The sequence below is a fragment of the Paenibacillus sp. MER 180 genome (assembly GCF_023713665.1).
GTDB classification, from domain to species: domain Bacteria; phylum Bacillota; class Bacilli; order Paenibacillales; family Paenibacillaceae; genus Paenibacillus_B; species Paenibacillus_B suaedae.
This window is the reverse complement of record NZ_JAMAVT010000006.1, coordinates 202,142-225,376: the sequence shown is the minus strand read 5'-3', so window position 1 is coordinate 225,376 and position 23,235 is coordinate 202,142. Positions and strand designations below refer to the sequence as shown.

8 protein-coding genes are annotated in these 23,235 nt (G+C 44.7%); 2 read left to right on the top strand and 6 right to left on the bottom strand.

Translation table 11 applies throughout. The features are described from left to right. Positions 1–84: 84 nt before the first annotated feature. The 4 genes from cutC to M3661_RS12340 form a co-directional block, all read right to left on the bottom strand. Positions 85–2,643 carry a choline trimethylamine-lyase gene (cutC, locus tag M3661_RS12355; protein ID WP_251485337.1) on the bottom strand — a complete coding sequence of 853 codons (2,559 nt, stop codon included), beginning with the start codon at positions 2,641–2,643 and terminating at the stop codon, positions 85–87. Between the two features lie 76 nt (positions 2,644–2,719). Then, positions 2,720–3,841, bottom strand: coding sequence for a 1-propanol dehydrogenase PduQ (locus tag M3661_RS12350; RefSeq protein WP_251485336.1), 1,122 nt, complete (start codon positions 3,839–3,841; stop codon positions 2,720–2,722). A gap of 57 nt (positions 3,842–3,898) precedes the next feature. Then, positions 3,899–4,192 (bottom strand): BMC domain-containing protein, encoded by a 294-nt coding sequence (locus tag M3661_RS12345; RefSeq protein WP_021259275.1) that lies wholly within the window; start codon positions 4,190–4,192, stop codon positions 3,899–3,901. Positions 4,193–4,215: 23 nt separating this feature from the next. Then, complete coding sequence (locus tag M3661_RS12340) at positions 4,216–4,512, bottom strand: BMC domain-containing protein (protein ID WP_251485334.1); 297 nt, start codon at positions 4,510–4,512, stop codon at positions 4,216–4,218. 291 nt (positions 4,513–4,803) lie between these two features. Here M3661_RS12340 and M3661_RS12335 point away from each other — a divergent pair, with 291 nt between their 5' ends. Next, positions 4,804–5,775 (top strand): choline kinase family protein, encoded by a 972-nt coding sequence (locus tag M3661_RS12335; RefSeq protein ID WP_251485332.1) that lies wholly within the window; start codon positions 4,804–4,806, stop codon positions 5,773–5,775. 375 nt (positions 5,776–6,150) lie between these two features. Then, positions 6,151–6,273: a hypothetical protein gene (locus M3661_RS30270; protein WP_260612126.1), complete on the top strand. Its 123-nt coding sequence runs from the start codon at positions 6,151–6,153 to the stop codon at positions 6,271–6,273. Between the two features lie 54 nt (positions 6,274–6,327). Here the strand turns inward: M3661_RS30270 and M3661_RS12330 are convergent, their stop codons facing one another. Both M3661_RS12330 and M3661_RS12325 read right to left on the bottom strand, forming a co-directional pair. Continuing rightward, positions 6,328–16,029, bottom strand: coding sequence for a non-ribosomal peptide synthetase (locus M3661_RS12330; protein ID WP_251485330.1), 9,702 nt, complete (start codon positions 16,027–16,029; stop codon positions 6,328–6,330). Continuing rightward, positions 16,020–23,210, bottom strand: a complete 7,191-nt coding sequence (locus M3661_RS12325; protein WP_251485328.1) for a type I polyketide synthase — start codon at positions 23,208–23,210, stop codon at positions 16,020–16,022. The genes M3661_RS12330 and M3661_RS12325 overlap by 10 nt, the downstream gene beginning before the upstream one ends. Positions 23,211–23,235: the final 25 nt, after the last annotated feature.

Sequence of the window (23,235 nt, the reverse complement as noted above, 5' to 3'; positions counted from 1 at the left end):
CTGTGGCTCCTCCCTTTCCGCAAATCTAAATGCCAGAATGTCTCTTCCCCGGCGTCAGCGCCAGAGAAGAGGCACGGGGCTATTTTAGAAATGCTCAATCATCGTTCTGCTGATGATCTCATCCTGCACTTCTTTACACAATTCCACGAAGTACGCGCTATAGCCAGCGACCCGAATAATCAAATCACGGTATTGATCAGGATTTTGCTGCGCTTTAATCAGCGTTTCATTATCCACATAACTGAACTGCATTTGGCCGTTTCCGAGAATGGAGGCTGTTCTGAGCAGATTAATCAGTCCGTTCTCCCCTTCAGGTGTTTCCAGCAACCCACGCAATAGCTTGAAGTTATGCACCATACCAATATTCATGGCCTCGACATCTATCTTGCTAATCGATTTGATGATAGCCGTCGGGCCCTTCTTGTCATGCCCCTGAGTCGGGCTGATACCGTCGGACAGCGGCAGCCAAGCCTTGCGCCCATTGGCGGTAGCACCTGTCATCTCGCCGAAAGGCGTATTGTTCGAAATCGAAAGCGTACCATGGCTGAAGGTAGAGTACAGCGTTTTAAAGTTGCGGTGATAGTTCTCCGTCCACCCCGTGATATCGGCGGCAATGCGATCGGCATAATCGTCGTCGTTGCCGAATTTTGGCGCATCCAGACAATCCCTGTGGATCTGCTCATAACCTTCGAAATCGGCCAGCAACGCGTCACGGATTTGCTCGAGCGAATATTTTTTGTCATCGTAAACCAGCTTCTTGATGGCAGCCATCGAATCGGCGTAAGTTGCCAGACCGGACCAGATCAAGCCAGGTCCCCAGTTATACATGGCGCCGCCAGCGGAAACGTCTCGGCCGCTCTCCATTGTGCCTTCATACATGATCGACATAAGCGGCTTCGGCGCATAATCGCGGTGTACGCGCTGGCTGATTACGGTACCGACTGCGGAAAGCTCGGTGATGTATTCTACCTGCTTCTTCACCGCTGCTTCAAATGCTTCATAGGTCTTGAAGTTGCTCAAATCGCCCATGTCCAATCCCGGATTGCTTCCGTGCCAGAGCATTTTGCCACGATTAAGGACGAACTCAATGGCAATCGGCCACTGGGTGTATCCAGTGGAGGTCCACTGATACAAGCGTCCGGATTTTTGCGGCTCCACACAGCCCATCAGACAGTAATCGCGGGCATCTTCGATACTGCAGCCCTTCATCAGCATCATCTTGATGTGGGAATCATCGAAATGGCAGGCCGGGAAGCCCAATCCCGCACGGACGACATCCACAATCTTCTTCAAATATTTCTGAGGAGAACTATTGTGGATACGGCAAGCGAGCGAAGGCTGATAAACGCCGACATGACGTACTGCATCCATGAGCAGATAAGTCAAGTCGTTGGTGGCGTCGCCGCCCTCTCGTTTTTGCCCGCCAACACACATATTGACGAACGGCTGGTAGCCGGCAAAAAACTTGGAGCCGCCCGCGCTGGAAACCCACATCATTTCCGAGCATTTGATTAAGAAACAGCCTGCAATCTCGAAAGCTTCAAACTCTGTCAGACGGCCAGCTTTTCTGTCCGCCTCATAGAAAGGATACATATATTGATCCACACGACCGACAGACATGCCTGTCTGATTTTCTTCCACCACGAGCAGAGATTCTACGGTCCAGACCGATTGCACTGCCTCATGGAATGTAGTCGGCGCATGAGCCGGCACGCGAGCGTTGATCTCGCCGATTTTTTGCAGCTCAGCCTTGCGCTTCGGATTTGTTTCTTTAGTAGCTAGCTGGTACGCATATTCAGACATCCGTTTGGCATACGCCATTACGCCTTCGGTCGTATCTAACACGGATTTATAGTAATAGATTTTGTCGATGTCTTCCGGGTTTTGCATGGACAGCTTCGCAAGATGCTCCTTGGCTTCCCGCTGGATATCCAGCATCCCTTTCTTCATTAGAATGACATCGTAGCCGGGGTTGGAGTCTCCGCCGCCGTTAATCTGATGATAGGAAAGATCGCTGACGAATGCTTCGCCGGAAAACTCCCAAAGACCAGCATCGCGGTATTGCTGCTCACATATTTCATCCACCGATTTGCCTTCCCAGAACGGGAAGAGCTCCTCGCGCATGATTCGCTTGTCTTCCTCAGAGATATAGAATGGATCCTGAGGACGGTTGTGAATGGTGTCGAGCTCATCCCGGGTCCAGCGCCAAGCAATGTCAGGCGAGAAGGCGCCCGCGCGCGGCGCGCCGCAAGGATGACCAACGATCAACTCGTTGTCCTGGATGAGCAGCGGAGCCTCTTCACATGCTTTGCGGAAAGCCTTGGCACGCAGCATGATCGATGGCAGACCTGGATTTTCCTTGTATACCTGAGTAAAGGCTCTGGCACGGAAGGTTGTAATGCTTGGCGTAGCGGTCAAATAATGTTCTTTCAAAGCCCGCAAACGCTCGGTCATTCCTTCCGGGTATGCGCATTCTTCCTTATGAAGCTTACCGAGGCTGTTTTCAACCTGTGACTGAGCTCCCTTATCTGATAGCCCCTTAGAAATTCCTTGGAACAGCTTCATGATCGCTGCTCGTTCTTGAGGAGCCATGGCTTTCGTAGCTTCGGCGAATTTGCTTGAAAACTCATGAATATCCAACATTTTTCCCTCGCAATCTTGTAAGTTTTATATTATTTAAAATGCATGTTCAAAAAGGGCGGACTTTTTGAACAATCTCTTAAAAGCTTTTACGGTAAATGTGCTCCAACTCTTCTAAAGTCGGCTGACGTGGATTGGTTGGCGTACAGCGGTCAGCCATAGCGGTCTGCGCCATGCGGGACAACGCCTCGTCAAAAGCATTCTGGTCAACGCCAAGCTCACGAATTCCGTATTCGATACCGATGGATCGTTTCAACTTTCCAATTGCCTGGATCAAACTTACGGTTCCTTCACGGGATGTTCGGGCTGGCAAGTGCAGCAGCGAAGCGAGCCTAGCATAGCGTTCGCAAACCCTGTCTATGGCTTTTCCGCCCAAGTTGGCGTTATACTCCATTACCGCCTCAAGAAGCAGGGAATTCACCCGTCCGTGAGCAATGTGAAACGTTCCGCCAAAGGCGTGAGACATACTATGAATGATGCCAAGACCGGCGTTAGTAAACGCCATTCCCGCCATACAGGATGCATTCTGCACCCGATCCCGCGCCTCTGCATCTGCCGGATCGTGGTAAAGCGTTTCCAGATGAGCAAATACCAATTGAACGGCTTTTTCGGCTAATGCATCGGTAAAGTCGGTCGCTTTGGTAGAGACATAAGCCTCCAGAGCATGGGTCAGAACATCCATTCCGGTATCCACCACGACTTTGTTTGGCAATTGCTTGGTAAGGGTGGAATCGAGAATCGCTAAGTCCGGTGCGATAAAATTGTCCACGATAACAATTTTGTCACCGTCCGCCGTAATCACCGAAAAGTCGGTCACTTCCGATCCGGTGCCGCTGGTAGAAGGAATAGCGACAAACGATGGTTTGACAAAAGGCGCGTCTTTTTCCTGTGCATATTGCCGGGCGAAGTACAGAACGCCCTTCGCCGTATCAATGACGGAGCCGCCTCCCAACGCCAGTAACACATCAGCGCCGCTTTCCCAGTACACTTGAAGCGCTTCGGCTACAATACTCACGTCCGGATCGGGCTTAACACCGGTATACACTGAAGTGGAGATTCCACCGCTTTGCAGTAGATCAACCACCTGCCCCAGATAACCCAACTTCTCCATCATCTGATCGGATACGATACAGGCTTTCGTGCCTTGGATTTCCGCAAGTTTCTTCAGTGACTGTTCCCCTGAAAATACTTTCGATTTCATAACAAAGATGTCGTTTATGACGGTCACCTCCCTTGAATTTCTGTCGATAACCTGCCCCTAAGCTGGAAGGGCATAGCGGGCAATGATCTTTTCAATGTCTGGGTGTGGATTAGGAATAACGTTTGAGCTGTACACCTCAGTCCCCATCGCCTGTACTGCGGCGACGCCGGCATCTACTGCAGCCCTTACAGCCCCTACATCTCCGCGAACAAGGACAGATATATAACCGGACGCCACGTTTTCATAACCGATCAAATCTACATTGGCCGCTTTGCACATGGCATCTGCCGCTTCCATGATGAATACAATTCCAAAGGTTTCAATGAAACCCAGTGCATCATGCTTGCTCATGAACCTCTTTCCCTCCCCGGCAATTATGCGTTTATAGAATGCGCTTTCACAATTCCTGCAATAGAACTGAGCGGACGCGGCATCACATTATGGGCAGTGACATTGCCAATCTTCGCTGCTGCTTCAGCGCCAGCCTCTACTGCCGAACGAACCGCTGCCACATCACCTTTTACCATTATCGTTACGAGTGTGGAACCAACATTCTCATAGGATACTAGTACAACATCTGCTGCTTTAAGCATAGCGTCCGCTGCTTGGATGGCAGGAACCATGCCCAATGTTTCCACAAGCCCGAGAGCTTCTTCTCCCCGGTACTCCATTCGAATCTCACCTCACATGGGTCATTTTTATTTGTGAAATCGCTGTAATCGTAGATATTTAACTCTTACTAGCAGGTTAACATGATTCTCCCCGTGATTATGGAGGATTCGGTAGCTGATTTTAGGATTCTAATGCCCCCTTTACCGACAATCTGGTACAAAAACGTCTTTCTTGCACGACAAGTACCAGAACGTTCTCAAGCGTGTCTATTTCATTGAATTACTTCTCCTATCTTGCTATAATTGTGGAAAAATCTGTGCGGCGAGTGTATACATTGTTAAAGCATGTATATGGAATGCCGAGAAAAGGCCATCATGAAACCTCTAAACGACTTTTTATCCAAACAAATGAATATGGAAAACCTGGTGCAGCAAAAACTCCGTCTTTTTTTTGAAGATGAGAGTATTGTTTTTGACAAATCTCGTTTTGCAGGCGGGTTGACCAATTATAACTACATTATGGATATCCACGGAACGGAGTATGTGATTCGCAAGCCCGGTAATCTGACTGATCAAATGATCGATCGCAAGATAGAGCGTGTGAACAACGGCATCGCTTCGGAGTTTGGCGTAAATTCAGAATGTATATATTTTGATGAGGAAAGCGGTATTAAGATCAGCAAGTATATTCCCGATAGTACAACGCTTGCCGCGGCAGGTCCCTTAGCCTTGCCAAGCTTGCAGGCCGTTTCCTCTTTATTGAAGAAAATTCACGGTAGTCCCAAGCACTTCCCGAACAAGTTTGATTGGCTTAGTGAACTTGCCAAATATGAAACCATTGTCACGCAGATCAACGGTGAATTGTTTTTTGATTACGCCTCCTTGAAAGAGCAATTGCTTCGTTTCATGCAGAACCATCTCAAAAATGTCCTTTCCGTCCCTTGCCATAATGATACGGTTCCGGAGAATTTTCTCGTAGATGGGGACGGCAGTGTCTATTTGATAGATTGGGAATATTCCGGAATGAATGATCCAGCCTTTGATATTGCTGCATATATCATCGAATCGCGTTTGACAGAAGAGGCGATTGAGCAACTGTTTGAAGCCTATTACGGCAATACGTTTACAGAGGATGATCTGATGAAGGTCAAATGCTATATGATGGCCCAAGATTTGTTATGGACGGTATGGGCCCTGCTGCGCCATTATACAGGGGATGATTACCTGGATTACTTCTCGCTGCGCTATAACCGCCTGCGTCGGAATATTCAAATATTAAGCACACAACCGGATTATCCTATTGCCGACATGGTGATGCGGTAGCACTAACGGTCGCTTGCGCTGTAATGAAAAACCTTTGGAGATTGATCCAGTCTCTTTAAAAACGTTTGACTGGTCAGATAATATACAAAAAAAACCTGTACTTTCTTATCTAAAGGGATAAAAAAGTACAGGTTTTTGTAATTTGAGCTATGATATTTTTGTTGCATCAGGAAGCATTCCTAAACGCAACTAAATCTGGGAGCTGCATGAAAATACAAGACAGTCTTCAGAGATTACGGACGCTCTGCTTCTGCACTTTGAGGAGCGCAAATCAGATTGGAATTGGAAGTTCAGGATAATGGGATCGGAATGGAGACCATCTGAAGGGTTTGGTCTGAGCGCAGCCTACATAGCATTCTGAAGGAACATAAGGATATGCAAGCCATTGGTTTGGCTGAGGACGGTCAGAAGGACATTACATTGTGTAAGAAGCTTAGCCTGCAAGTCGTGCTGTTGGAGCCGGATATGCGCGACAAAAAAGAAAAGCCCGATGAATGAACCATTCATCGGGCTACATCGTGTAAAACGAATTGCAAATACCTTGTAGACATATCACCGCGACGCTAGCGGCAAATATTCCTTTACATTATTCATATAGGTTTGAATCCCTTTTGTAATCCTTGGTATTTTGTGCTCCTCGCAAAATAGCTTAATCATGAGCTGATCCTCTACTACCGCTATTGTGATCTCCGTAGATAATTTCTTTGTCCTGCTGCTGTACATCTCCTTGATTGCAGTGAGCTCATTCTTCATCTCCGCATGTGAATCAAACAGTCCAAGGTAGTTAAAAATCGGGAGCGTAATCGTTTCAGAGCTGTAGATCTCTTTTAATGCACGTCGTACCTTCTTATACTTGTTCTTCGGCTCTTCTTGAGACAGTAACGCTGCAAAATGAATGTTTTTCTCATAGGCAAAGCGAATGAGTTCATTTATGTCTTCCATAGCCAGGTGCTGATCTCGTGGCAGACTCAGAGGCAGAATATCAATAAATGCCCCCATAGTATGATAATAGTTATGGGATGTATATTTTCTTCCTGTATGCATAAGTGCAAACGGTACCGAATCAAGATCGAAAGCGAGCTCAACAATTTTTAAAAAGATGTTCATGGATATATCCCAGGACATCTCTTGTACAGACTCGCGTATTTCTTCAGTCAACGGAATCGAAATGGTTGTATGAATCAATGATGCTTCCTTGTACTTTTTGAAATACTGGCTAAAGCTATCCTGAAAATCAGTCAGCTTGAACCTCTCGATCAGATCCTTTTCCGTTATCCCTTGAGGCCCTCTCGACTGTTCTTGAACATAATGTTCATATTGCAATATGCTTTGCCCTCTTGATTCCCCATTGTTTGCATAGGCTTGTTGGATACTTGATTGTATGATATCGAAGCTAATTGCATCAAAGATGAGATGACTGCAAGGCATATACACCTTATAATGACTGTCTGAGATTTTAATGATGATCATGTTGTACAGCAGATTATTCAATACATTTGTACGATCCGCATGATCTCCAAACCGCTCATGGATATAGGACTGTATATGTTCTTTCTGTTCTTCGCTCGCATGTTCCAAGTCTACATAAGGGATATCAATGCCTTGAACCACCCCGTACTCTTGGATCATGATTTGATGATCAGTTTGGATTAATGTACTTCGTAACAGCCCCTGTTCGTTAATGACAGACGCAATGCTCTTCTTCAGCAGCTGTACATTAACTTGGTGATTAAAATCGATGATCGCCCCACTATACGTTTGGTTGGTATCAAGAAGGATTTTCTGCATCGCGGATAGTGGGTACACGCTCGTTATCTTGTTGTTGGTTACAATCGCATTGCTAAAGTCATTGAGTTGGTCGGCTAAAGCTTGCTCCCAATTTGATTCGTTTAGTGAAATCCGCTCTAAGCTCTTAGATCCTTCTTCTTCTTGACTATCCATTCTTTTTTTCGCCCAGTTATTATAGATGTCACGGATATTTTCATAATAGAATATATCTTTAATAGAAATGTGAATATTCACCTTTTTTAATTCTTTGTATATTTTTGCAATTCGTATCGAGTCTCCGCCAACTTCAAATAAATTGTCCCTAACACTCAACTGCTGCAATCCCAGTACATCCTTGCAAATGTCGATCATTCGTTTTTCGATTTCATTCCCGGCTTCCTCGTAATGAGCGCCCGTCTTGATATTGCCTTCCATTTCAGGCAATCGCTTGCGATCCACTTTTCCATTTAGATTAAATGGCAGCGACTCCATTCTCAGGAAATACGCGGGTATCATATAGGCTGGCAATTTCTTGCTTAACGATTCCCGTAAAGAATGGATGGCGATTTCCTTCTCTGCTACATAATAGGCACAGAGAACTTTCGATCCATCGATTTCCTTATCGATAATTGCAACCTGGGACACTTCTGGCAGCTGTAACAGGGTCTGTTCAATCTCGCCGATTTCGATTCGATATCCTCTGATTTTAACCTGATGGTCGATCCTTCCTACATATTCGATATTGCCATCAGGCAGCCATCTTGCCACATCACCCGTTTTGTATAGAATCTCTTCTGGCCGATATGGATTATGAATAAATCTCTCTTTCGTTAATTGCTCGTTATTCAAGTAGCCCCTTGCTAGCCCCACACCTGCGATGCACAGTTCACCATTTACACCTACCGGAACCAGTTTATGATTGGCATCCAGTATCAATACGCGATGATTTGCTATAGGAGCTCCAATGGAGATTTTCGTTTGCTGAACCTGGGACAGTTTGCATGCTGTTGTACATACTGTATCCTCCGTCGGGCCATAGGCGTTAATGACCTCTACTTGTCCGAGCAAATGCGAGATCTGTTCGTACTTCAGTTCACTTCCTGCCGTAATGACCCGCTTCAGTCCGTTCCCTGCCTCCAAATTACCCGCGACAAATGGAGGTAAAGTAATGGTGGTGATGCCGTGAGTTCTCACAAATTCGTTCAATAAATCCGTATTGAGTAGCACCTCTTGATCCGGAATATAAAGGGTATTGCCAAGCAATAATGCCATGTACAGCTCCCATGAGAACGCATCAAACGCTATACTTGCAAATTGCAGTATATTCTCATCGTTACCGATTCCAAGCTCGCGCTCAAACCAGTGCTTCAAGTTAATGACGCCCTTATGCTCGACCATTACTCCTTTAGGCTTACCGGTCGTTCCTGAGGTATAGATCACATAGGCCAAATCGTGAGGATGGTTGATATTATCGATTTGTTCAATCGAGCGTGCGTATAACGCCTTATCTTCCAAATCAATCATTTCATTAACTTCTAGAGTTCTCTTCTGCGTAAGTGTATGGGTAGATAGCATAAGCTCTGCTTTACTGTCCTGCAACATATAATTGATTCGTTCTTCCGGATAGTTTGTATCAATAGGCAGATAGGCAGCGCCTGCCTGCAAGATGGCAAGTACGCCTACAACCATGTTGATGGATCGATCGATCATGATCGGCACGATTGACTCCGCACCTATGCCCTTCTCTCTGAGTTGAATGGCTAACGCATTCGCTCTCTGATGCAACTCAAGATAGCTGAGGGAATCTTCACCGCATCGTACCGCCGTTTTCTCTGGGTTCCTCATCACTTGATGTGCAAAGTGACTTTGAATTGTGTCCTCAGGTTGAAGCTCCATAACCGTGTTGTTGAAATCGACCAAGATTTCGTTTCTCTCATCCTCTCCCACAATTTCAAGTTCATCAATGCGGATATGCGGATTGGACATGATTTGGTTCAAAATGTGAAGGAAATGGCCTTTGATCGTATGGACGCTCTCTTCATCGTAGATCCCGTCATTATAGTTGAATTTGACAAGCAGCTCTTCCCCTGGAATGACCTTGATATTGAAGCTATAGTTCGTTTCCTCAAATATCCGGGCTGAATGAATACGAAGATTGACCTGATCTTGAATATCTTTATGAATCATATCTTGATCCATCGGATAATTTTCATAGACCATCAGCCCATTGATGAGGCTATTACCAACCTCAGTCAGCTTTTGGATTTCCGCTATTGAGCAATAATGATAGGGCTCACTCTCATGGAAATCCGATTTTATTTGCCGCAGCACTTCCGTATATCGTTTCTCCTGCGTCGTATTTACTCGTAATGGAATGGAATTGATGAATAACCCTACCATTTCATCTATTCCATGTATTTGAGTTGTTCTGCCCGATACAATAAATCCGAACACGACATCATCCACTTGATTATATCGTTGCAGCAGGATCGCCCATATACTCTGGAAAATTGTATTGACTGTAACGGTATGCTGCTGCGCTAGCAGCTCAATTTGTTTTGTAACGCTTTTATCTAGACGTAGAATGACCTCTTGCGGTTTTCCTTGGATTGTTGAAGCTTTCTTGAATGGAATATCGATTGTCGTGTCGTACCCCTTCAAATACGTTGACCAATAGTTCAGAGCTGCCGTCTTATCCTGCGAACCAATCCACTTGATATACGCTTCATAAGGTTGTATTTTCTTCGCTTCTAAAGGCGTATTACTCAACAGTAGATTATAGATGTCGAACAGTTCACTGCTAATGATCCCAAATGACCATCCGTCCAAAATAATATGGTGATTGCTTAACAGTAAACTGTATTCCCGCTCGCTCATCCTTACTATAAATAATCGAATAAGGATATCGTTGCTTAATTCAAAGCCTCTTCGTCTATCCTCTATGACCAGCTGTTCGATATACGCTTCCTTATCGGATGGTAAGTCTCTAATATCCAGATACGTGAACTCGGGTTCTCTTGATTTGTACACGATCTGCATATTTTCTTTGAAATGATTGCTGTCAACATTCGTTCGCAAGATGTCATGGCGAGCAACAAGCTCTACAAAGCTCTTCTTGAATAACTCCGCATTAAGTTCTCCGATTACCCTAAGCTCCATATTAACATGGTAGTACTCGCCCTTATCTGCCATCGAATGGAACAGCAGCCCTTCCTGCATTGGGGTGAGCGGGTACATTCGTTTTACATTGCTGATTTGCTCATGGTATGGAGCTAATTCTGCCCAAGATATGCTCTCATCAGTAATATCCGAAGCGGTAACTTCTACATGCTCCAGGGAGATGCAATGATCGATAATCTCTTTAAGATTGTCCATATAGCACTGCAGCAAATTGTCAATCGTTGCATCGTTAAATTCTTCCCTAACGTAACTCAAAGTCAAACTAAATTGTTTATGGAGAACCATTGCTGAAATGTTTAGAGGATACAATCTACCGCTTTCTTGGCTTACCGAATCCCCCGGTAAAATATCGGATAACGTAAAGTTGTCGCCAGAAATGTTCTCATCGAACTGTCCCAAATAGTTAAAGCTGATGTCTGGGGTGCGTATCGCCTTCAAATCAAAAGGAGATAAATATCTCAGCATTCCATAGCCTATCCCTTTGCGAGGGATCCGTCTGAGTGTATCCTTCGTAAATTTGATTACATCCGAAATATGATCTTGGGCGTGCAGAATCACCGGGTATTGACTGGTGAACCACCCGACTGTCCTTGTTATGTCCACATCATCTACGATTTGTTCTCTTCCGTGCGATTCCAAATTAATGAGTATGCGCTCCGCTTGGTTGTAATTAGCAATCGATACGGTTAAGGCTGAGAGAAGGATATCATTGATTTCCGTGGAATACGCCTTATTTACTTTCGTTAATAACTTCTCGGTATAGGCCTGATCCAGCATAATCGTCTTTTTTATGATCTTAGCGCCCTGTATACTTGAAGGCTCATAATTCTTGTTAATCTCTTTCACGTCCCATTGGCTAAGACGATTCCAGTATTTCAGCTCATTTTGCAATGTAAATCCGCCAGCATACTGCTTCTGCTTGGAAGCCCATTCTTGGAAGGAGCTGGTCTTCAACGGCAAACTCTTTTCTGGATCCTGATAGAGCGTATCAAAGTCCTCTATAATAATTCTCCATGACACGGCATCTACAACCATATGATGAATAGATACAAGCAAATGATCGCCCTTGTCTGTTTGGAACAGTCCTATTTTGACAAGCGGGCCTTTCGCTAATTTCATACTGGCCTGGAGTTCAGTACATAAGCCAGTAATATAATTATCCGTAATCGGTTTTCCTCTAAGGTCATAAATATGAAAATCATATAATCTATTCGTTACTTCTCGATTGATTAACGCCTGGTCAACATATATGGCTCGCAATAGATCATGATGTTGCACAATACGATCAAAAGCGCGTTCGATTCTATCTACGTTGAAGCCATCTTCACGGAAAAGCATCAGATCCTGATTGAAATGATCTTTGTCAAGATGTTCTTGCGCTAAGAACCATTGCTGAATTGGTGTCAGCTCGATCTCGCCGGATACTTCGCCCTGATCTATGGTTTTTGTTGTCGATTTGATATGCGGGATCAAGTCTTTAATTCTAGGATTGCCCATTAAGTCTTTAATCTCAAATGAATACCCTCTATTGCTCATTTGGGCAATCGCTTGGATCGCTTTAATGGAATCTCCGCCTAAGGCGAAAAAATCGTCATTGAGGCCAACATTCCTCACGCCTAATATCTTTTCCCATACCTGGGCAATTGCTCTCTCCATGTCATTTCGAGGCACTGCGTATTCGGCTCCAGTAACCACTTCGCCATCTGGTTCCGGCAATGCCTTACGGTCTACTTTTCCATTCGGGGTTAACGGCAGCCGATCCATCTGTACGAAATACGATGGAATCATGTAGCTCGGCAGCGATGCAGACACATGATTCCGCAGTTCTGATGCAGACAGTTCCATCTCGCTCACAATATACGCGCATAGGTACGCTTGTCCGTCCTCTCCTATTTGGGCCACTACGATTGCATCTTGGATCACCTCGTGCAGCAGCAATTGCTGGGCGATTTCGCTTGGTTCGATGCGGAAGCCTCGAATTTTGACCTGTTCATCAATCCGGCCCAAATATTCGATATTCCCATCAGGCAGCCAGCGAGCCAAGTCTCCGGTCTTATACATTCGTGCCCCCGCTTCGAACGGGTTCGGAACGAACTTCGCCGCCGTCAATTCTGGATTGTTGACATAACCGCGAGCAAGACCGTCTCCGGCAACGCATAGTTCACCCGCCACACCAATAGGCTGTAAATGGTGATGACGATCTACGATATAAGCTTTCGAATTGCTAATTGCTTTTCCAATTGGGATAGAGCTGCCGAACTCTTCCTCAATAGCATAGGAGGTTGAGAAGGTTGTATTTTCGGTTGGACCATACCCATTTATCAGCTTCAGGCCCTGATAAGCCTGTCTGACTTGATTGATGTGCTCCCAAGACAGCGCATCTCCACCCACGATTAAATGCTTCAGTCCCTTAAATATCGTCACGTCCTGTTGAACGAGCTGATTAAATAACGGAGAGGTCAACCACATCGTTGTAATTTGATTTCTACTAATTTCCTCCCCTAACCGTTCCGCATGTAAGAGGATGTGTTCGTCAACCAACACCAATTCGATTCCATTCAGCAAGGCTCCCCAGATCTCGAATGTGGAGGCATCAAAGACCATCGCCCCAGTTTGTAAGATCCGGTCTCCTTCCGCAAACTCTATGTAGTTCGTGTTTTGGACAAGCCGCACAACACTTTGATGCTCTACCATAACCCCTTTTGGTCTTCCCGTGGAGCCGGATGTATACATGACATAAGCCAAATCTGAAGGGCTGTTAATCAGCAACGGATTATCTGAGCTCTCTGATGACAATTCCACTACGATTCGATCCGTAAGCACGATGTCGATCTGGCTATCGATATGAAGTAATGCTTCCATATGAGAGGATTGGGCAAGGAGCATTCCAGTGTTGGAGTCTGCAAGCAGAGTCCTCATTCGGTCTACCGGGTATTTCGGATCAATTGGCAAATAAGCTCCGCCAGCCTTTAGAACTGCTACAATGCCGATCACCGTTCCCACGGAACGTTCACCCATAACACCAACGATGACATTGTTCCCTACGCCCATCCGTCTTACATAATGAGCCAGACGATTGGCTCTCTCATTAAGCTCTTGATAGGTTATCTGTTCGTCTTGGAAGCGTAATGCGATATTCTGCGGAACTTTCTCTACTTGCTCTTCAAGCAGTTGGATAATGGTTTTATCCTTCGGATAGTTGCTGCGCGTATCATTCAACACATGAAGAATGTGATGCTTCTCGCGCTCGTCAATGATGTCAACATCATCAACGCATACATTTGTGTTTTCAATAATCTGATTCACAATCGCATCAAACGCTCGGATGATCTTTGACATATCCGCTTCAGCCAATGCGTTCTCATTATAGATGAAATTGATCATCATCTTGTCATCTTGGTTGACAACTAGCGTTACGTTATAGTTTGATCCTTCAATGAGCTGATGCGGCAGTACAAACACGGAATTGAGTATTTTCAAATCATTGTTTTTCAATATTTCTTCGTTCAGTTGCTTCTCATCAATCGGATAATTCTCAAATACAAGGAGGCTGCGAATCAGATCGCTTTTCACCTCACTCAGATTTTGAATTTCCGCAAGACTTACAAAATCATGTTTGTTGTTCTCTAGTGTAGTGTTGGTGATCTGCTTCACGAGTTCAGGATATTGCAAGTTGTCTGTAAATTTCACACGAAGCGGGACTGTATTGATAAACAGTCCAGGAATCACTTCTACGCCTTCGATCTCCGCATTTCTCCCAGAGACAACATACCCGTATACAATATCATCGGTATTATTGTATTTACTAAGAAGAATCGCCCAAATGCTCTGGATCACGGTATTTACCGTAACTCTACTTTCCTGAGCAATGCGAATGATGGATGACAATCTTTCCTCGTCCAACTCCAATGCCATCTCTTTATTGATGACTTCATTCATTTTATGTTCTCTTTCAAAAGGGATCCTCGTGACTTCTTTGCAATCATGCAAGTAATCTTTCCAGTACGCTTTAGCTTCATTGATATCTTTGTTTTTGAGCCAATCGATATAAGTAGAATAAGGTACGACATCGTTCAGACTCGCTGGAATCCCATGCTTGATTTCATTATAAATTTTAAACAATTCAATCAGAATTAAGCTGTTGCACCATCCATCCATAAGAATATGGTGCAGATGAAAAATCATACTGTATCTGTTCTCTTGCATTCGAACAAGTACAATGCGAAGCAGTACATCCTTGCTTAAATCAAATCGTCTTGCCCGATATTGCCTGATTAAATGTTCCAGATATGCTTCATTTTCTTCGCCTTGATTCGTGAAGTCGATGTACTCAACGGCTGCACTTCGCTTTCTATAAACGACCTGCATATTTTGTTGAAACGATGAATAATCAAATACTGTCCGTAAAATATCATGTCGATCGATAACCATGTTAAAAGCTCGATCCAGCATCTCCAGATCAATGTGCCCTTCCACCTGGAAACAGGACAACTTGATGTACGTATCCTGCTCATCTGTCAATGCATGATAAAGCATACCCTCTTGCATAGGCCCAAGAGGGTAGATGTTCTTAACATTGTGAATCTCATCCTTGTATGCGGACAATTGCTCCATAGTTATATCTTCTAGCGTAATATCGGTAACGGTAATTTCCGCTTCCTGCTTGGTTGTACAATGTTGAATAAGGCGATCCAATTGATTTTGATATACGCTTAGCAGCTTCTCAATCGTTCCTGGAATAAAATCATCCTGCTCGTATATGAAAGTGAGCTTCAAATTGTCTGCGATGAGGATGGCTTCGATATCTAGAGCATGTGAGCTTGTTAGGTACTTGGACGAGTATTCACTGGAACCCAGATTCGTAATTTCAAATCCATCTCCGCTAGCACCCTGATCGATTCTGCCTACATAATGGAAGCCAATTTCGGGCTCTACATGGTTCAAGTCTTCATTGGATAAGTACTTGAGGATACCATAGAAGCGTCCCTGATTTGGAATTCGCCGCAGCATGTCTTTCGTATGTTTGATCGTATCGCCGAGATCATCGTAAGCTCTAAGGACAACCGGAAATTGTGTTCGGAAACACCCAACAGTTCTGCTCAAATCCATAGGCTGTGCCCATTCTTCCCTGCCGTGGTCAATCAAGCTGATCAATGTGTTCTCTTCTCTTGTCCAGTCTCGAATCGTCAGGGCCAAGGCAGCTAATAAAATATCAAGAAGATTCGTATGATATGCATTGTTGATATTATTCAGCAACTCTTCGGTAACTTGTACACCAAGCTTTTGAACTTGTTTGTTCAACTCCATGCAAGTTTACCTCTCTCCCTTGGCAATTTTTTGGTGGCCGTCGTGTCATGTAACCTTTTCCAATAGTCAGCCTGCCTTTTCACACGATAAGAGTCTGCATATTCGTTCAGTTTGTCTGACCATTCCTTGAATGAAGTCGTGTTCTCCGCCAAAACGATGCCCAATCCCTTCTCCGCTTGCGTGTACCCATTCATGAAGTCCTCTAGCAGAATGCTCCAAGATATCTCATCGATAAGAAGAGCATGGATGGCGATGAATAACTTGTCCCCCGAGCTCATTTGGAACAAGCCCAGTCTTACGAGCGGCCCTTTCTCAAGATCCATACCGTTCTGGATCTCATTGCATGTTTCGATAACTTCTTTATCCGTTACATTCTCATATACCTGAAGGTCATACTGTGCTTCGCCGGCTCCTCGATTGATTTGAACGACATTGCCGTTGTCCTGCTGATACACCATTCGCAATGCGTCATGCCGAATGATTAATTGATCAAACACTTCCTTTACCGTGTTAGCCTGAAAGCCCGCTGCCCTGTGCAGCATTCTACTCTCGCAGCAATGATGTTGATCAACAGATAATTGTTCAAAAAATTGCTTTTGCATCGGAGCTAACTTTACTTCCCCAGCTAAGGAATTCTGCATCTGCGTGTGATGCTTCGACTCTATTACTTTCACTAGCTGCTTGATCGTGGGGTTTTTGTATAAGTGATCAACCTCGAAGATGTAGCCCTTAGCTCTGGCTCGTGAGATGAGCTGAATGGCTTTAATCGAATCCCCGCCCATTTGGAAGAAATCATCGTTGATGCCGATCGGACTAGAGCTTAATGTTTTTTCCCATATGTGAGCGAATTCCTCTTCGATTTCAGTACGCGGAGCCTCAAAACCCGCACCTGCTACGGTACGTCCGCTAGGCACTGGCAGCGCATCACGAGCGGGTATTCCATTCTGCGTATGCTTGTTCGTGTTATCTTGTCCGATATTGCCAAAATCCTTGAGTGTAAGTCTAGAGTTATCGTTAGGATCGTTATGAGTAATAATAAACTCTAAGATTCTTTGATAGTCTTGTCCCCATTTCCCAATCGTCTCTTCTTTGAACAGGCTTGTTTTATAAGTCATCCCGATATGGAATGTGCCGTTTTCCTCAAGAATTTCAATGACAAAATCAAAATCGGATAATGCACTCTTATATTCATAGGTTGTAATTTCTAAATTATCGATCGTGAGTACTCTTTCATCCGTTTTTTCATAGACAAACCGTACATTAAGGAAGCCTTCCCTGCTGTTTTTCGCTTTCTTCATGAGGCTTGCCAGATAATTGAACGGGTAATACATATGAGAGTACGCTTCAATACAATTTTGTTTGACTTCCTTGACAAACGCTGCAAACGTCTTGTCATCTGAAAGATTGTTCTTCAGCACGATGGTGTTGGTAAACATACCAATACTCTCATCAAAAGAACCATCTGCCCGGTTTGTCACAGGAGTTCCTATGCAAATATCATCATTTCCAGAACATTTTTTAAGTAGAAGATTAAACCCTGCAGCCAACAACATAAATAAAGAGCATTGATGACGCGAAGCAACTGTTTTCAAATCACGAACCAATTCGGATCCGATCTGCATATGAACCGTATTGGCCTTGAAATCAGACTCTGCAGGTGTTGGAAAGTCGGCAGGGAGCTTCAGAACATTCATATCACCGGATAATTTGCTCAGCCAATACTGTTCGCTCTGCTTCTTTTCGTCCGATGCCAAGTAGCGGGTTTCCCATTCAACAAAATCTCGATACTGCTTATTCACAGGCATAAGTCGTTCATTCGCATACAAGCGCATAAACTCTTGCACGAAGATGCTCATTGAAATACCGTCTGCTATCGTATGATGGAAATTAAAAATCAGCGTACCCTCTCGGCTGCCCTCTTCGATTAGGATGACCTTCAACAAAGGAGCTTCCGCTAGATCAAAAGGGGTAACTAATGATTGAATGAGCTCATCCAAATCCTCATGCAAGCCCTTTTTGACGATATCGATTGTAAACTCCACCTGTTCAAGAATTTCTTGCTTAAACTCCCCATCTTCAACAAATAGGCGTGTGCGCAGGCTCTCGTGACGCATCACGATTTCATTGAGTACGGCCTCGAATTTATGACGATCCAGCGCTCCTCTAACCTTTAGTACGGTCACCATATTATACGGGTCATCTTTGCCAATGGAACTTAGGGTGTATAATCGTTGCTGAATGATAGACATCGGAATTACAGGTTGCTGCTCTTCCTGCCGGGTGGATTGAGTCACCTGAATAGCATGCTGGTTCAATAAGGAGTCGCCAAAATATCCAGCTTGGCGCATCTCTTCAATCGTCATTTTGATGGCAGTAAATATATATTCAATATCCGCATCCGTGTGTTCAGTGGAGAAGAAGCAATTCCGTCCTTCCCATACATATACACCCTTCTCCAGCAAGCCGAAGAAGAAGATTTCGAAATCCCCTCGAAACACAAATCTGAATAAGGAACCGAAATTCACGACTTTGATTGGGACATGCTGCTCTTCGAAAAACGCGTTTACTCGTTGTACAAAGTCATTGGTTTTTTGATTCAATCTGTCATAAAGCGTATCTTTGTTCTCCGTTATATAGGTTAATGAAGCGTGAGCTGCAGCCATGGCGAGCGGGTGATGAGAGAAGGTTCCGGCAACAAACGTTCTCTTCTGCTCACAAGGAGGAACCGACGTATCGCCAAAGCTCCACATGCCCCCATCAATACAGTCCATAAACTCGGATTTTCCAGATACAACCCCGATCGGCATCCCGCCGCCAAGAACCTTTCCATAGGTTACGATATCTGCTTTGATACCGAAATACGCTTGGGCTCCGCCTGGGTCAATTCTAAAGCCTGTAATGATCTCGTCGAATATAAGTGCAATTCCGTTCTCTTCCGTGATTTGCCTAAGACTCTTAAGGAACTCCTTGGGCTGAACATCAGGCCTCCGGCTTTGAACGGTCTCAACTAGGACACCGGCGATTTCATTCGCGTGATTTCTGATATAATCCAGCGAAGCCTCTTGATTGTAATTCAACATAACTAAATCACTGACAACACTCTCCATAATACCTGGAGCCAATGGGATCGTCGTCAGGCTTCCGTCCTCACCAATGGAGGACAATCCAAGCAAGCCGTCATAGGTGCCGTGATAGGATCCCGCAAAAGTAACGATCTTCTTCTTGCCTGTGCTTGCCCTGGCGATTCGTACAGCCACCATATTGGCTTCCGTTCCTGAATTATAGAAAGCTACCCGCTCGACGCCTGTTAATTGGCTTATCTGTTCGGCAACGGTTCCGGCCAGTCTGCCCATTGGGCCTAGAGGCATTCCTCTGCGGAGCTCTTCCGTTAATGCTTCATTGATAAAGCTCGGGTTATGTCCAAGCAAGTTAACGCCAAAGCCCATCGTCAAATCGATAATGCTATTCCCGTCAATATCGCGAAGCTTCGATCCTTGTCCGGTGTCCGCCACGATCTGATAGATCATTTCCTTCATGACCGGCCTGAATCCCGCTACATTTCGATTATTCGCATATACTTTTCTGTATTTTTGGATATTCTCTTTTGATTTTTGGGTGAAGCTTGTATATTTCTTCTCAATGTTTCGAATATAGGTAAGCTGCAATTCATTGAAATTTTCATTATCGATTAATTCCAGCTTTTTGTAGGGCACATAATGGCTTTTGGTGTCCACAGCCAAGGGTGAAGCCTTTGGGCTGCTCACAATGACCTCGCTCTGCTTCAAGTTTGGCGAATTCCTGCTATCTGCCAATGGCTTCTGACTGGGATTCGTAAGACCCTTCAGAATATCCAGCTGTTCGGACATGATTTTCATCTGCGTATTGAAAATATTCTGCAAAGCATCCATACCGTCCAGTGCACCTAACGAATGATTCTGCGCCTGACCAGCAGCCGCCAAGCTGTTCATTGGCTCTGCATCCGGGATCGTATTTATGGTCTCTGAGATCGGTTTCACCGGTTCATCATACTCAGTCTCATAACCAATTTCGTTGATCTCCTCTTCATCCACCCAATCCGTATGTTTGTTAATATGCTCGGTGATCTTCTCAATGGTATCCAAGTTAATAAAGAACTCATTTAATGTAATCGAGATGTTGAACTTATTCGTAATTTGTTTATTGAGTTGGATAAGTACTAAAGAATCAAAGCCGAGCGTCAGCAGATTGAGGTCGTCCTCGATTTCTTCGATCTTGAGCCCCGTCAAAATCTGTATCATTTCTTTTAATTCAGATTTGATCTTCTCTTTAGGGTTAGATCGCAAGCGATTCCCGCGAGCTTGCGGCTGTTGTGGATGCTGTGTATGCTGTGAGTGTTGTGAAATAGGCGGCAGTTCTTTGATATCCTTGGATGAGCTTGCTGCTTGCAATGGATCAACGGCTGCACGCTCCATTCTTCGCACCTCTCTCCACAGTTCTTTCTTCTGAAATGGGTAGTTTGGAAGCTTTACTCTACTCGTAGCATAGGATTGATAGAATGTGTTCCAATCCAGATCCATTCCCTTCATAAATAAAGCAGAGACGGAATTAAAAAATTGCGTGTAGTTCTCCGATTCTCGTCTCATAGAAGGTACAAACATGATCTCATCATCTTGTAGACATTGGTTGGCTAACCCGCTTAGGGTTGCATCGCCTCCGATTTCAATAAAAATATTGACGCCAAGTCGTTTGGCTTCTTGCATGGCACCTTGGAAGTTAACTGGCTTGGATAGATGCTCGACCCAATACTTGCTTCTACCCAACACTTCTTCTTGCTCCACTTGTCCCGTAATGCTGGATATCATTGCTGTCTGCAGGTTTGAGAATGTGATGTCTCCGATGCCTTGCTCATACATGCCTTCATACTCCTTCATTAACATGGAGTGATAAGGATGAGGAATATTGAGCTTATTAAAAAAGACTCTATGTTTGGTTTGCAAGGTTTCGATTACGATATCGACCTCATCGCTTCGGCCCGAAATCGTAACATTGTCAGGAGCGTTAATGGCAGCAATGGTAACATGTTTGCATCCGCTCTCTTCCAAAGCAGCTTTCACATATTCCACATTCGTCAGAATGACGACCATCTTGCCTTCGACATCAATGGATTCCATCATTCTGCCACGCTGTGCAATCATCAGGATCACATCGTCCAAGCTGATAAGCCCTGCATAGCAGGCTGCCGTATACTCGCCTATGCTGTGACCGATAATAACGTCAGGTTTTATCCCTAACGCACCCCACAGCTTGGTTAAGGCATACTCAATGGAGAATATGGCTGCCTGTGAATAGATCGGTCTAGTGAGCAGCGTAGTGTCTTCCCCGTAGATCCCGTCTAGTATCGACAGGCCGAGTATCGCTTTAAACTTCTCATTACACAGATCCATCGTTTCTCTAAATGTTCTTGATGTGGTGTAAAATTCTCTAGCAATTCCGTCATAGATGGAGCCTTGGCCCGTAAATAAAAAGGCGATTTTGTTGTCTTTGGCCGTACTCTTCTGGATGAGGAGCTCATGGTGGCTAGAGTTGTTCAGAACCAAATCCATTTTATCCAGTAAGTCTTCTTTGTTCTTCCCCACTGCTGCAAATCTGTAGTTCAAAAATGAGCGGCTAATATTGGACGTAAAAGCAATATCCTTGATGGAGCCAGTTTCCTTCACCAATTGCTCCTTCATCGCGCTTATATATCCTTTTAAAGCTTTTTCATTCTTGGCTGACAAGGTCAATAGATGAGCTGGCAGTTCATCCAATTGCTCATCCTTGTCATGAGGCTGAGGGGGCTCCTCAAGGATGACATGCGCCAGCGTTCCGCTGAAACCAAAAGAACTAATCCCTGCTCTTCTGACTCCTTCAGTCTTCTGCCAGTCCATGAACTCGTCAGCGATCTTAACCTTCCCCCACGAAATGTTCTTATTTGGGTTTTGAGTATAAATGTTAGGCAAGATCTTCTTATTCTCAAGAGACATAATGACTTTAATCAATGCGGCCATGCCTGAAGCTGCTTCTAAATGCCCAATATTCGGTTTGGCGGATCCGATAAAGAGAGGCTCCTTTTTATGCTTAAAGACCTCTGATAACGATTGGATTTCGATGAGGTCGCCTAATGGTGTGCCAGCACCATGTGTTTCGATATAATCGATATCATCAACAGTCAAATTAGCATGTTGTAGAGCCTGTCTGATTACGCCTTGTTGTGACAATCCGTTTGGAGCAGTAAATCCGTTTGATTTGCCATCCTGTCCGATCACTACATGCTTGATAAGGGCCGCAACTGCGTTTCCGGCTTGCTTGGCGTCTTTTAATCTTTTGAGAACGATGACACCGCAGCCCTCGCCTCTTCCAAAACCGTCTGCATCATTATCAAACGCCTTGCATTTTCCGTCCTTAGACAAACCGCTGAATTTGGAAAGCCCTATAAATGGCTCTGGTGTAAGCAATAGATTCGAGCCCCCGACAATGGCCATGTCGCACTGGTTATTCCGCAAGCTGTCGATGGCAATATTCAAGGCTGAAATGGATGACGAACATGCCGTATCGCAGATGATCGCAGGCCCTTTGAAATCATAGAAATAGGATAATCTACCGGCAGCCGAGCTAAGTGAGACACCTGCAGTAGAATAAGCCGTTATATCGGAAGCTTGACCCGAATACAATTCGGCATTGGCATATTCATAAGCGCTGATTCCAATAAATACACCTGTTCTGCTCCCCTTCAACTCCTCAATATTCAAGGCTGAATTCTCCATAGCCTCCCAGCTTACCTCCAACAAGAGCCTGTGCTGAGGGTCTATTGATGCAGCTTCTATGGCTGATAGGCCGAAATGAATATTATCAAAATCCCTGATGTTATCACGCAAGAAGGATGCGCTCTTCGTAACCATCTTGCCTTCTTCTTCAGGATCATCACTGTAATAGTTACGATAATCAAATCGATCCGGTTTAATCTCGGTGACAGAATCCATTCGGTTGGCCATTACATGCCAGAACCCTTCAGGATTCCCTGCATCTCCAGGGAAGCGACATGAATAGCCAATTACCGCTATTTCCTCATTGCTCTTCTGATCTTGAATGATCGTGGACAGCTCTTCTATTTTAGCAGCGGCCTTTTTGAGAGCCGATTTATATTTGTCAATCTCGTGCTCCACACACTCACTCCCTTTTCCTCTCGAA